This is a genomic window from Dickeya undicola, assembly GCF_000784735.1.
Lineage (GTDB): Bacteria > Pseudomonadota > Gammaproteobacteria > Enterobacterales > Enterobacteriaceae > Dickeya > Dickeya undicola.
Window position 1 is genome coordinate 1 of the sequence record NZ_JSYG01000009.1, and the last position, 13700, is coordinate 13700.

Below are 13700 nucleotides of genomic sequence, written 5' to 3' on the forward strand. Positions count from 1 at the left end.
CAGAATTACGTACACCCTCATGAAAACACCAAAAAATATTTATACCCGTCATACTTCACGTTGCAGGTGCGTTGACTTTATTACTCGGCCCATCCCTGAGCCTCGCCCTAAAGGGCCAACGCGTTGCGTTGTTCAACACGCGAGCGTGTTGTCCTGCAACTCGAATTATTTTGGGTATAAGTAATAGTCATGCTGGATTTTTGATTATTATTTTTTGAAGCGTGCTTGCCTGTTATTGCATATTCTCAGGCAAGTACGCAGAACGTTATTCTCAAAGAAAAAGCGCGTTATGCTGGCCGCTGACGGCATCAGCGATAGCGTGAGTCAATTGCGCTAATGCCGGTGGCTCAATAATAAAAGGTGGCATGAGATAGATAAGCTTGCCGAATGGCCGGATCCACACGCCCCGTTCGACAAAGAACCGTTGCAGACGCGCCATATTGACCGGCTGGCGCGTCTCCACCACTCCAATGGCACCCAACACCCGCACGTCGGCAACGATCGGTGCCTCCCTGAGCGGCAGCAACGCCTGACGCAACTGCGCCTCAATGGCGGCGACCTGCGTCTGCCAGTGATTTTCCGCCAGCAGTGTCAGGCTGGCATGGGCCACGGCGCACGCCAGTGGGTTGCCCATAAACGTCGGGCCGTGCATGAAACACCCGGCTTCACCATTGCTGATGGTTTCCGCCACCGCGCGGGTGGTCAGCGTGGCGGAAAGTGTCATATAACCACCGGTCAGCGCTTTGCCAAGACACAGAATATCCGGCGTCACCTCGGCGTGCTCACAGGCGAACAGGCGTCCGGTGCGGCCAAACCCGGTGGCGATTTCGTCGGCAATCAGCAAGATGCCGTGCTGATCGCATAACTGGCGGACCTGCCGCAGGTACTCCGGATGATAAAAGCGCATACCGCCCGCGCCCTGCACGATCGGCTCCAGGATCACGGCCGCGATGTCACGCTGATGCTGTTGCAGCAATGCGCTGAAGGTGGTGATGTCTTGCGGCTGCCAGCGCTGGTCAAAACCGACGCGCGGCGCGTCGGCAAACAGATGCGGCGGCAAATATCCCTGATAAAGGCTGTGCATCGAATTATCTGGATCGCACACCGACATGGCACCAAAGGTGTCGCCATGATAACCGTGACGTAGCGTCAGGAAACGTTGCCGACGTTCCCCACGCGCTTGCCAGTATTGCAGCGCCATCTTCATCGCCACTTCCACCGCCACCGAGCCGGAATCTGCCAGAAACACGCACTCCAGCGCGTCCGGAGTCATCGCCACCAGTTGGCGGCACAACGCCACCGCCGCCGGATGGGTAATACCGCCGAACATCACGTGTGACATCTGCGTCAGTTGGTCTGTCAGCGCCTGGTTCAGCCGCGGATGATTGTAACCGTGAATGGCCGCCCACCATGAAGACATACCGTCCACCAGTTGGCGGCCGTCAGCCAGTTGCAACTGATAACCGCTGGCGGCGATCACCGGGTAGCAAGGCAGGGGAGCGGTCATGGACGTATAGGGGTGCCAGATATGGCGCTGGTCGAAGTTCAGGTCATCCTGATGCATACTGATGTAAACCAATCGGATCTCAATTTGGTTGACAGTATACCCACATAAATTACACTGGCGAGACTTTTTTACCCGGAGCAATGATGATGACCGAACGCGTAAACTGGACATTGGAACAGGCGCAGGCCCTGTTCGATAAGCCGTTTCTGGAACTGATGTTTGAAGCGCAACAGGTGCACCGCCAGCACTTTGATCCCCGTCAGGTGCAGGTCAGTACGCTGTTATCCATCAAAACCGGTGCCTGCCCGGAAGACTGTAAATATTGCCCGCAAAGCGCCCGCTACCGTACCGGCATTGAAACCGAACGGCTGATGCAGGTTGAGCAGGTGCTGGATTCTGCCCGGCAGGCCAAAGCCGCCGGATCTACCCGTTTCTGTATGGGGGCGGCGTGGAAAAACCCTCACGAGCGTGACATGCCGTACCTGGAGTCGATGGTGCGCGGCGTAAAAGAGATGGGCATGGAAACCTGCATGACGTTGGGCACGCTGCATGGCGATCAGGCTGAACGGCTGGCGGCGGCTGGGCTTGATTTCTACAACCACAACCTGGATACGTCACCGGAGTTTTACGGCAACATCATCACCACCCGTACTTATCAGGAACGGCTGGATACGCTGGATAAAGTGCGTGGTGCGGGCATCAAGGTCTGCTCCGGCGGCATTGTCGGCCTGGGGGAAACGGTGCGCGACCGCGCCGGATTGCTGGTGCAACTGGCGAATCTGCCGACGCCACCGGAAAGCGTACCGATCAACATGCTGGTGAAGGTGAAGGGGACGCCGCTGGCGGAAACCGAGGATGTGGATCCGTTCGATTTTATCCGCACCATCGCGGTGGCGCGTATCATGATGCCGACGTCCTACGTGCGTTTGTCAGCCGGACGCGAGCAAATGAGCGAACAGACGCAGGCGATGTGTTTCATGGCCGGTGCCAATTCGATTTTTTACGGCTGCAAACTGCTGACCACGCCCAACCCGAAAGAAGACAAGGATCTGCTGCTGTTTGGCAAACTGGGGCTTAACCCGCAGCAAACCCAAACCGAATACGGCGACAACCAGCAACAGCAGCATCTGACCGAGCAATTGCTGCATACCGATACTGAGCAATACTACAACGCGGCGGTGTGAATGAGCTGGCAGCAACGGATCGATCAGGCGCTGGCGCAACGAAAGGCGGAGGATGCCTACCGGGTTCGCCAGCCCAATGACGGCGGCAGCGGTCGCTGGCTGGTGCGTGAGCAACGGCGTTATCTCAATTTCTCCTGTAACGACTATCTGGGGCTGAGTCAGCACCCGGCGATTGTGCGCGCCTGGCAGCAGGGCGCAGACCGTTACGGCGTGGGCAGCGGTGGCTCCGGCCATGTGACCGGGTATACCAATGCGCATGAGCAACTGGAACAGCAACTGGCGGACTGGCTGGGGTACGACCGGGCGCTGTTGATGATTTCCGGGTTTGCCGCCAATCAGGCGGTGGTGACGGCGCTGCTGACGGAGGGGGACCGTATTCTGGCGGATCGCCTCAGTCATGCCTCATTACTGGAAGCGGCCAGCTTGTCGCCCGCGACGTTACGCCGTTTTCACCATAATCAGCCGGATTCGTTGCAGCAGTTGCTGGAAAAACCGGTCAGCGGCCAGACACTGGTGGTCACCGAAGGGGTGTTCAGCATGGATGGCGATACCGCACCGCTGGCGGCGTTGCATACACGCTGTCGCGAGCAGGGTGCCTGGCTGATGGTGGATGACGCCCACGGCATCGGCACTGTCGGGGAACAGGGGCGCGGTTGTAGCTGGCAGCAAGGGGTAAAACCCGAATTGCTGATTGTGACGTTTGGCAAAGCATTTGGCGTCAGCGGGGCGGCGGTGTTGTGTAGCCAGCCGGTGGCAGAATACCTGTTGCAGTTCGCCCGTCACCTGATTTACAGCACCGCTATGCCACCAGCGCAGGCGTGCGCGATGGACGCGGCGCTGGCGGTCGTTCGCAGTGCGGACGGCGACGAACGACGTACCGCGCTGGTGCAGACCGTTCGCCGTTTCCGCGACGGTGCGGCCGGGCTGCCGTTCCGTCTGCTGGCGTCAGAGAGCGCTATCCAGCCGCTGATCATCGGCGATAACGCCTGGGCGCTGGCATTGGCGCAGCAACTGCGTACCCAAGGGCTGTGGGTGAACGCGATACGGCCACCTACTGTGCCGCCGGGCACCGCACGCCTGCGTATTACATTAACTGCCAGTCATCAGCCAGAGGACATCGACCGGCTGCTGGAGGTGCTGTATGACGCCGGGTAACGCTTTCTCGATGTTACATCCGCCTCATAAACAGGAAATTGCCCGTGCTTTCGGTCGGGCGGCGAGCTATTACGACCGCTTTGCCGCCCTGCAACGTGAAAGTGGGGAACAGCTGATGGCGTTGATCGGCGACCATGCTGGTTGCGAAGTACTGGATGCCGGGTGCGGCACCGGTTATTTCAGTGCCCGCTGGCAGGCGAACGGAAAACAGGTGACGGCGCTGGATTTATCGACAGAGATGCTGGCGATAGCGCGGCAGCGACAGGTGGCGACGCACTACCTACAAGGTGATATCGAACATCTGCCGTTAGCGGATGGCAGCGTGGATATCAGCTTTAGCAACATGGCGATGCAGTGGTGCGACGATTTTGATGCCGGGCTGGCTGAATTGTACCGGGTCACCCGACCGGGTGGGACGATTGCCGTCTGTACCCTGGCGGAAGGCACGCTGGCTGAGCTGGATACGGCCTGGCAGCAACTGGACGGTTCGCGGCGCATTAACCGTTTTATGTCGCTGGAGGCGCTCGTCTCCTCCTTCCGTCGCTACCATGCCGATGTCTCGCTGGCACCGGTAACCAGTTACTTCCCTGATGTGCTGAGCCTGATGCGCTCGGTCAAAGGGGTCGGGGCGACCTGGCTGCGTGACGGCCGTGAACACGGCGGCCTGAGCCGTCGACAATTGACCGAACTGACCACGCACTACAGTCATCATCCGCAGGGTTATCCCCTGACGTATCAACGTGTATTTGGAGTGATTTATCGTGACTGAACGCTGGTTCGTTACCGGAACCGACACTGAAGTCGGCAAAACTGTCGCCAGTGTGGCGCTGTTACAGGCCGCTCGCCGCGCCGGATACCGTACCGCCGGGTATAAGCCGGTGGCTTCCGGTTGTGACGTGACGCCGGATGGCATTCGTAACAGCGACGCACTGCTGTTACAAGCCAACAGTAGCGTGGCGCTGCCCTATGAAACGGTCAATCCGCTGGCGTTTCTGGAACCGACGTCGCCTCACATCGTCAGCGCTGCCGAGCAGCGGCCGATTACGTTTTCCACCCTTAGCGGCGGTTTGCGTGAACTGGAGCGTCAGGCGGACTGGGTGCTGGTCGAAGGGGCAGGCGGCTGGTTTACGCCACTGTCCACGCAGCAGACCTTCGCCGATTGGGTACAACAAGAAGCGCTGCCGGTGATTCTGGTGGTCGGGGTGAAGCTGGGGTGTATCAACCATGCGATGTTGACGGCGCAGGCGGTGCAGCAAGCCGGTTTGCGGCTGGCAGGCTGGGTCGCCAACGTTGTGCAGCCGCCTGGTCGTCACCATCACGCCTATCTGCAAACGTTGCAGGCACGACTTCCGGCCCCCCTGCTAGGGGAGATCCCTTACTTATCCGAACCAATTCAGCAGGATATCGGTGATTACTTAAACATCACTTTACTGAGAGGTTAACGATTCTGAGCGAATGTTGCATGAATCGTGGCTTTTCCCCGTCTTCTGGTTGAAATTGATAGAGAAAACCATCTTGAAAACCACTGCTGAATCCACTGGGTCAGCAGTTTTTCTTCTTGCTAAGTCGGTGTCATTTAGCACTTTTTTTTATAATGATCGCCGGGTCAAACACGGAAATCTTGTTTAAAAGCGTCTGGCGCTTGCGTGACGGGAAAAGGCTGCAAAACACGCCAATACAGGAGGCACGGGCGCTTGTGGGAGTTATCCACTATTTCTGTGGATAACTGTGTGTATTAGGGTTAGAAAAAACGCGCTAGCCAAGAGCTGGCGCGGGTTGCGCCTGGTTTGATGCTAATCTCCGCTTTTTTATAAAACGATTTAAAATCAAATGATTAATTAAAAGCAAGTCACTTTTGTTGCAGCGCGATGTGTTTGAATAAATCCCCGGCACTGGTCGTAGCAGATAATTTGAGAAATAGTTTTTCTGGGGATAAATACGTCATTTTTTTCTGGATTCGCGGTATCACTCTGTGCTAGCCAATCAGACCACCTGGGGGGGCTGTCAATGGTTAAGAATCGCTTGATGCTGTTTTTATATCCAGTAATATGTGGCTGGTAAATCTGACCGGGGATTTTCATACTAGATTGTGTCTCTCCCTGTCGGCGACATCGGTCTAACCTGTTGATGTCCGTTGCGTGATTCCACCGTTTTTTATCCGGGTATCGTATCCATGAGTAAAGCGTTCAAACTGCATTCTGATTTTAAACCTGCTGGCGACCAGCCCGAGGCGATACGCCGCCTGGAAGAAGGGCTGGAAGACGGGCTGGCGCACCAGACGCTGCTGGGGGTAACGGGGTCCGGTAAAACCTTCACCATCGCCAACGTGATCGCCGACCTCAACCGGCCGACCATGCTGCTGGCCCCCAACAAGACGTTGGCGGCGCAGTTATATGGCGAGATGAAAGCGTTTTTTCCGGATAATGCGGTGGAATATTTCGTCTCTTACTACGACTACTACCAGCCCGAAGCCTATGTGCCGAGTTCGGACACCTTCATCGAGAAGGATGCCTCGGTCAACGAACACATCGAACAAATGCGGCTGTCCGCCACCAAAGCATTGCTGGAGCGGCGTGACGTGGTGGTGGTGGCATCAGTGTCCGCCATTTACGGCTTGGGCGACCCAGACTTGTATTTAAAGATGATGCTGCACCTGACGCAGGGAATGCTGATCGACCAGCGTGCCATCCTGCGGCGGCTGGCGGAATTGCAGTACACCCGCAACGATCAGGCGTTTTCTCGCGGCAACTTTCGCGTGCGCGGCGAGATCATCGATATTTTCCCGGCGGAGTCTGAAGATATCGCCCTGCGGGTGGAACTGTTCGACGAAGAAGTGGAGCGGTTATCGCTGTTCGACCCACTCACCGGACAGATTGTGCAGACGGTGCCGCGTTACACCATCTACCCCAAAACTCACTACGTCACGCCGCGCGAACGCATCCTACAAGCGATGGAAGAGATCAAGGTTGAACTGGCGGAGCGACGTCAGGTGCTGCTTGCTGGCAACAAGTTACTGGAAGAGCAGCGTCTGGCGCAGCGCACCACCTTCGATCTGGAGATGATGAATGAGCTGGGCTATTGCTCCGGCATTGAAAACTACTCCCGCTTTCTGTCTGGCCGCGGGCCGGGCGAACCGCCGCCGACGTTGTTCGATTATCTGCCAGCCGATGGCCTGCTGGTGATCGACGAATCCCACGTCACCATTCCGCAGTTAGGCGGGATGTACCGCGGTGACCGGGCGCGCAAGGAAACGCTGGTGGAGTATGGCTTTCGCCTGCCGTCAGCGCTGGACAATCGGCCGATGAAGTTCGAGGAGTTCGAAGCGCTGGCACCGCAGACCATCTATGTGTCGGCGACGCCGGGTAATTACGAGCTGGAAAAATCCGGCGGCGAGGTGATCGACCAGGTAGTGCGGCCGACCGGCCTGCTGGACCCGGAACTGGAGGTCCGCCCTGTGACGACTCAGGTGGATGATTTGCTGTCGGAAATTCGCAAACGCGCTGTTATCAATGAGCGCGTGCTGGTCACGACCCTGACCAAGCGAATGGCGGAAGACCTGACCGAATATCTGGAAGAGCACGGCGAGCGGGTGCGCTATCTGCACTCTGATATTGATACCGTCGAGCGGGTGGAGATTATCCGCGATTTGCGTCTGGGCGAGTTCGACGTGCTGGTGGGCATCAACCTGCTGCGTGAAGGTCTGGACATGCCAGAGGTATCGCTGGTGGCGATTCTGGATGCCGATAAAGAAGGGTTCCTGCGTTCGGAACGATCGCTGATTCAGACCATCGGCCGGGCGGCGCGTAACCTCAACGGTAAGGCGATTTTGTATGCCGACAAGATTACGCCGTCGATGGAACGCGCCATGAATGAGACGCAGCGCCGTCGCGAGAAACAGCAGGCATACAACGAGCAACACGGCATTGTGCCGCAGGGCCTTAACAAGAAGATTGGTGACATCCTGCAAATTGGTCAACCGACTAACGGCCGGGGCAAAGGGCGCGGCAAAAAAGCGGCCGAACCGGCGGCGCATTACCAACAGCTGTCACCCAAAGCGCTGGATCAAAAAATCCGCGAGCTGGAAAGTCAGATGCTGGCCCATGCGCAGAATCTGGAATTCGAGGAAGCCGCCCGCCTGCGCGACGAGATCCACGCGCTGCGCGAACAGTTTATCGCCGCGTCATGATGATACTGGCGTGAGAGTCGAGTGCTGCTGGGGCATGGCGCATACGCCGTAGCTCAGAGAGTGAATCTCAGACCGGGCACAGCCCCAGAGACTGCACTGCCTGCTCCAGAGCGGCGCGCAACAGTGCGCGGTCATGGTGGTGCGGCACGTCCTGCGCTGCCAGCGGTTGCTGGATAATCAGACGGTCAGCCACCTCGCCGGTGTCTGTTTGGGGAGCGACCACCACGGCGTCAATAATGCGCCGGTCAATTTTACTTTCGATAAGCTGTAGTTTTTGCGCCAGTGTCAGACGGGTAGCGATTTGACTCTGTTCGACCCCCAGATTACCGATGTACACCACCGGAGCACGGGCGTCATGCAGCGATTGCGCCAGATCGGTGAGCAGTAACGGTGGCATCAGGCTGGTGAGAAAGCTGCCAGGACCGATCAGGATCAAGTCCGCCTCGGCAATGGCCGCCAGCGCCTCCTGTGTGGCGGGAGCGGCCGGGTAAAGCATCAAATCCTGCGGTAGGGTGGCGAGCTGGTCTACCGCCACTTCGCCATACACCGGATTGCCCTGGGTATCAATCGCCATCAGGTCTACCGGTTGTTCTGACATTGGAATCAGCCGAGCGTCCACCTTGAGCAGATTGCGGATCAGATTGATGGCTTCCAATGGGCGCACACTGAGGTGATCCATCGCTTTGAGCATCAGATTACCAAGATTGTGGCCGGACAGTTCGCCGTTACCGCTGAAGCGGTACTCAAACATCGCTGACGCTACGCTAGGAGAGGTGATCAACTGATTCAGGCAGTTACGGGTGTCGCCCCAGGCAATACCGCCCTCTGAACGGCGAATTCGCCCGGTGGAGCCGCCATTATCGGTGGTGGTGACGATACCGGTCAGTCGTGATCCGAGAAAGGAGAGCGACGACATAACGCGCCCCAGTCCGTGACCACCGCCCAGCGCCACAACACGATCCAGCTCCGCCAATGTGCGATTCCCCATAATTACCCTTATCTTCCGGCTGCCTACCCTAAAAAAGTAGCGGATATATATCACATCTTGGCCTGAAGCAGCATCAGCGCCGCTAGAAATTTTACGGCATGGTGACCGGCTGTTCATTCTGTCGTAAAAAAGCGGTATGTGGCAGTGTAGAAAACATCCGGTGATTCATCAGAAAGCAGTCCGACGAGGGATAATTTTTTCAGCGGATATCCGCGATTAGCCGATTATTATTAATGAGTTATGGACGGATTTTTGAGTATTGTTATTTGATGGTGGATATGATTTATTTTGCTGTTATATTTCTCATTTTTTATTTTATTTATTTGTTTTTAAATGACTTTAATTTATTCATTTTCTATTTTTTTTATCGATTAATAAAAATTACTCACAGTATTATTATGCTGTTATAACACTAACTGTTATGGCGTAAATAATACAGACTGTTTATATCCATTTATTCCTGCCCATTTTAAGATCCCTGCCGGTGGCATTACGCCACCCGTGAGTACGGCTGGCGCTCTGTCGTTTGGTTCGCATCGTGATAGCTCCCATTCCGGCCCGCGCCCAGTCGACGAGTAAATCGATAGCAGGGCTGCTTGCAGTCCAGAGGTAAGACATGTTCGGACTCGATGCATTTCATCTGGCAAGGATCCAGTTTGCGTTTACGGTATCCTTCCATATCATTTTTCCCGCCATCACTATCGGGCTGGCCAGTTTTCTGGCGGTGCTGGAAGGGTTATGGCTGAAAACCCATAACCGCGACTACCGCGATCTCTACCATTTCTGGTCGAAAATCTTTGCCGTCAATTTTGGCATGGGCGTGGTGTCTGGCCTGGTGATGGCTTATCAGTTTGGCACCAACTGGAGCGGATTCTCCCAGTTTGCTGGCAGTATCACCGGCCCGTTGCTGACCTACGAGGTGCTGACCGCCTTTTTTCTGGAAGCCGGTTTCCTTGGCGTCATGCTGTTTGGCTGGCAGCGGGTAGGGCCGGGGTTGCACTTCTTCGCCACCTGCATGGTGGCGCTTGGCACCATCATTTCCACGTTCTGGATCCTTGCGTCCAACAGCTGGATGCAGACCCCGCAGGGCCACGAAATCCATAACGGCGTGGTGGTGCCGGTGGACTGGCTGGCGGTGATCTTCAACCCGTCATTTCCGTACCGGCTGATGCACATGGCGACGGCGGCGTTTCTTGCCAGCGCCTTCTTTGTCGGCGCGTCTGCCGCCTGGCATTTGCTACGGCGCAACGATACGGCGGCGATTCGTAAAATGTTGTCGATGGCGCTCTGGATGGCGCTGATTGTCGCCCCCTTTCAGGCGCTGCTGGGGGATATGCATGGCCTGAATACGCTGAAATACCAGCCAGCCAAAATTGCCGCGATAGAAGGCCACTGGGATAACCCACCTGGTGAACCGACGCCGTTGATCCTGGTGGGCTGGCCGGATATGGCACGTGAAACCACCCGTTACGCACTGGAAATTCCTTATCTGGGCAGCCTTATCCTGACTCACAGCCTGGATAAGCAGGTGCCCGCATTGAAAAGTTTCCCAAAAGACGAACGCCCCAATTCGACGGTGGTGTTCTGGTCGTTTCGCATCATGGTGGGGCTGGGAATGCTGATGATTCTGTTGGGCGCTATCGGTTTGTGGCTGCGTTGGCGTCGCCGGTTGTATCAGTCACGGCCGTTTTTGTGGTTCACCTTGCTGATGGGGCCATCAGGGTTGATCGCCATTCTGGCAGGGTGGTTTACCACCGAAGTGGGTCGCCAGCCGTGGGTGGTTTACGGTTTGCAGCGTACCCGTGACGCGGTATCCGCACACGGTGACCTGCACATGAGCATCAGTTTGTTGCTGTTTATCGTGGTGTATCTGTCGGTGTTTGGTGTCGGGTATGTCTATCTGGTGCGGCTGATCAAGAAGGGACCGCAAGCAGGAGAAAACGATGACACACCGGTTGGTGGGCCGGGACAGTCGTCTACGCCTGCGCGCCCGTTGTCCGCCGTCTCGGAAATGCTGGAAGAGGGGAAATAACGTGGGTATCGAACTTTCTGTCATCTGGTTCGCCATCATCATCTTCGCCACGCTGATGTACATCGTGATGGACGGTTTTGATCTGGGCATTGGCATCTTGTTTCCCTTTCATCGCCATGCCGCCGATCGGGACCTGATGGTCAACACCGTTGCACCGGTATGGGATGGCAATGAAACCTGGCTGGTGCTGGGTGGTGCCGGGTTGTTTGGTGCGTTCCCGCTGGCTTATGCCGTGATTGTGGATGCGCTGACTATTCCGCTGACATTGATGCTGGTCGGGTTGATCTTCCGTGGGGTCGCTTTTGAGTTTCGCTTTAAGGCGACGCCGTCGCACCGCCCGTTCTGGGATCGTGCTTTTATGTGGGGCTCGCTGGTCGCCACCTTCTTTCAGGGGGTGACCGTCGGTGCGGTGCTTAACGGCTTTGAGGTGACCGATCGCCATTTTTCCGGCCCGGTATTCGGCTGGTTGACGCCGTTTTCACTGTTTTGTGGTGTCGGACTGGTGGTGGCGTATGCGCTGCTGGGGTGCACCTGGTTGATTATGAAAACTGGACAGGGGTTGCATCGCCATATGTCCGCGCTGGCACCGTCGCTGGTGGTGGCGTTACTGGTGGTGATCGTGGTGATTAGTCTGTGGACGCCGCTGGCGCATCCGGCGGTCAAACAGCGCTGGTTTTCGCTGCCGAATCTATTTTATTTTCTGCCGGTTCCATTATTGGTGGTGGCCTGTGCGGCGGGGATCGTACACGGTGTGCGCCGCCATGCGCATTACTCTCCGTTTTTGCTGACGCTGGCGTTGATTTTTCTCGGTTTCACCGGGCTTGGCATCAGCTTGTGGCCGATGATCATTCCACCGTCGCTGACGCTATGGGACGCGGCCGCACCGCCGCAGAGTCAAGGGTTCATGCTGGTGGGAGCGCTGCTGATAATCCCAGTGATCCTGGGGTACACCTTCTGGAGTTACTACGTCTTCCGGGGGAAAATTCGACCGGATGAGGGCTACCACTGATGAAACGGTTTCTCATAAAACCCGTTGGCAGGGAAAGGGCCCTGAACCAGGCGATATCGTCAGTGCCGGTACGGCCGTTGTGGCGGCGGTTACTGTGGATGGTGATGTTATGGAGCGCCAGTGTGTTGGCGCTTGGTGTGGTCGCGACGCTGTTTCGCTTGCTGATGACCGCCGCAGGGTTGAAAACGCACTGATTTATTTGCCGTAGTATCTGCCGTATTTTTTATCCGCACCCTATGCCTGCCGGTTGTCCGGTGGGCATGTTCCGTTAACCGGGAAAACCGGTTTATGTCGTGTGTTTTACCCCCAGAGAGGTAAAGGATAAACGTCATCCTATGACTCAGGTCAGGAAAGCGGCGTAGATTTCCGCTATGCTTAGCGCGAAAATAGTGAATAAAATCCGCTATATACAGGTTTATATACCGCATTTTCAGTGACGGATAACCTGATTTGGCGATAGACTTCATGAAGCAATCACGGTTGTTCGGCGTCGGTGAAGCGACGCCGGAAAATCAAACTCCTAGCCCCGGAGCCTAAGTTCGCGCGCAAGCGAGAATACGGTTCCCTGGCCGTGGCCGATGGCCACCAGGGTGCAGGGTAGAAATGCCCGCATCTCCCGTATTTGGAAAGGTGTTTATGGTGAGTCAACTGACCGATGCGTTTGCGCGCAAGTTTTACTATTTGCGCCTGTCGATAACGGACGTCTGTAATTTCCGCTGTACCTATTGTCTGCCGGACGGCTACCAGCCGAACGGTGCGACGCCCCATCGTTTTCTGTCGCTGGATGAAATCCGCCGCGTCGGCCGCGCGTTTGCCTCGCTGGGCACCGAAAAAGTGCGCCTGACCGGTGGCGAGCCGTCGCTGCGCCGGGATTTTGTCGACATCATTGCCGCTATCCGCGAAAACCCGGCGATCCGCACGCTGGCGGTCACCACCAACGGTTACCGGCTGGCGCGGGATGTGGCGAGCTGGCGCGAGGCCGGGCTGACGGCGCTTAACGTCAGCGTCGACAGCCTGGATGCCCGACAGTTTCACGCCATTACCGGGCAGGACAAATTTCGTCAGGTGATGGACGGCATCGATGCCGCCTTCGCCAACGGATTTCGCCGGGTGAAAGTCAATACCGTGCTGATGCGTGATGTCAACGACAGTAGCCTGCACACCTTTCTCGACTGGATCCGCACCCGGCCGATCCAACTGCGTTTTATTGAACTGATGGAAACCGGCGAAGGGCGGGCGATGTTCCGCCGTCACCATGTGTCCGGTCAGGTGATCCGCGAACGGTTGTTGCAACAAGGTTGGCAACAGCAGGTGCGGGCGCGCAGCGACGGCCCGGCGCAGGTGTTCTCGCACCCGGATTATCAGGGTGAGGTGGGGTTGATCATGCCGTATGAAAAAGACTTTTGTCAGAACTGCAATCGGCTACGGGTGTCGGCCATCGGCAATTTGCACCTGTGCCTGTTCGGCGAGCAGGGCATTCCGTTGCGCGATTTGCTGACGGATGACGACCAGCAGGAGGCGCTAAAACTGCGTATTTCCGGTGGTCTGAGCAGCAAGCGGCAGTCGCATTTCCTGCACGACGGCAACAGCGGCATTACCCCGAATCTGTCCTTTATCGGCGGCTGAACAGGCCGCGCAA

General features: G+C 56.7%; 11 protein-coding genes and 1 riboswitch. Of the genes, 9 read left to right on the top strand and 2 right to left on the bottom strand.

Going from position 1 to position 13700, the window contains the following annotated elements:
- Positions 1–271: 271 nt before the first annotated feature.
- Positions 272–1564, bottom strand: coding sequence for an adenosylmethionine--8-amino-7-oxononanoate transaminase (gene bioA / locus OB87_RS04455; RefSeq protein WP_033568458.1), 1293 nt, complete (start codon positions 1562–1564; stop codon positions 272–274).
- 89 nt (positions 1565–1653) lie between these two features.
- Here bioA and bioB point away from each other — a divergent pair, with 89 nt between their 5' ends.
- The 5 genes from bioB to uvrB all read left to right on the top strand — a co-directional run bounded on the left by bioB (position 1654) and on the right by uvrB (position 8032).
- The gene (gene bioB / locus OB87_RS04460) at positions 1654–2691 is read left to right on the top strand and encodes a biotin synthase BioB (RefSeq protein ID WP_033568459.1); all 1038 of its coding nucleotides are present in this window, start codon (positions 1654–1656) and stop codon (positions 2689–2691) included.
- On the top strand, positions 2692–3846 hold the full coding sequence (gene bioF, locus OB87_RS04465) for an 8-amino-7-oxononanoate synthase (RefSeq protein WP_033568239.1): 1155 nt from the start codon (positions 2692–2694) through the stop codon (positions 3844–3846).
- Positions 3833–4615 carry a malonyl-ACP O-methyltransferase BioC gene (bioC, locus tag OB87_RS04470; RefSeq protein WP_050515634.1) on the top strand — a complete coding sequence of 261 codons (783 nt, stop codon included), beginning with the start codon at positions 3833–3835 and terminating at the stop codon, positions 4613–4615. The genes bioF and bioC overlap by 14 nt, the downstream gene beginning before the upstream one ends.
- The gene (bioD, locus tag OB87_RS04475; RefSeq protein WP_033568240.1) at positions 4608–5288 is read left to right on the top strand and encodes a dethiobiotin synthase; all 681 of its coding nucleotides are present in this window, start codon (positions 4608–4610) and stop codon (positions 5286–5288) included. The genes bioC and bioD overlap by 8 nt, the downstream gene beginning before the upstream one ends.
- A 731-nt stretch (positions 5289–6019) precedes the next feature.
- Positions 6020–8032 carry an excinuclease ABC subunit UvrB gene (gene uvrB / locus OB87_RS04480; protein ID WP_033568241.1) on the top strand — a complete coding sequence of 671 codons (2013 nt, stop codon included), beginning with the start codon at positions 6020–6022 and terminating at the stop codon, positions 8030–8032.
- 67 nt (positions 8033–8099) lie between these two features.
- On the opposite strand, the gene OB87_RS04485 is transcribed toward uvrB, so the two are convergent.
- Positions 8100–9020 carry a gluconeogenesis factor YvcK family protein gene (locus OB87_RS04485; protein ID WP_033568242.1) on the bottom strand — a complete coding sequence of 307 codons (921 nt, stop codon included), beginning with the start codon at positions 9018–9020 and terminating at the stop codon, positions 8100–8102.
- Between the two features lie 616 nt (positions 9021–9636).
- On the opposite strand from OB87_RS04485, the gene OB87_RS04490 reads away from it, so the two are divergent.
- The 4 genes from OB87_RS04490 (at position 9637) to moaA (ending at position 13687) form a co-directional block, all read left to right on the top strand.
- Positions 9637–11052 (top strand): cytochrome ubiquinol oxidase subunit I, encoded by a 1416-nt coding sequence (locus tag OB87_RS04490; RefSeq protein ID WP_033568243.1) that lies wholly within the window; start codon positions 9637–9639, stop codon positions 11050–11052.
- 1 nt (position 11053) lies between these two features.
- Positions 11054–12061 (top strand): cytochrome d ubiquinol oxidase subunit II, encoded by a 1008-nt coding sequence (cydB, locus tag OB87_RS04495; protein WP_033568244.1) that lies wholly within the window; start codon positions 11054–11056, stop codon positions 12059–12061.
- A 53-nt stretch (positions 12062–12114) separates the two neighbouring features.
- On the top strand, positions 12115–12255 hold the full coding sequence (locus tag OB87_RS20980) for a DUF2474 domain-containing protein (RefSeq protein WP_268745828.1): 141 nt from the start codon (positions 12115–12117) through the stop codon (positions 12253–12255).
- 311 nt (positions 12256–12566) lie between these two features.
- Positions 12567–12710, top strand: a riboswitch (molybdenum cofactor riboswitch).
- The gene (moaA, locus tag OB87_RS04500) at positions 12698–13687 is read left to right on the top strand and encodes a GTP 3',8-cyclase MoaA (protein WP_033568245.1); all 990 of its coding nucleotides are present in this window, start codon (positions 12698–12700) and stop codon (positions 13685–13687) included. Its footprint overlaps the riboswitch before it by 13 nt.
- Positions 13688–13700: the final 13 nt, after the last annotated feature.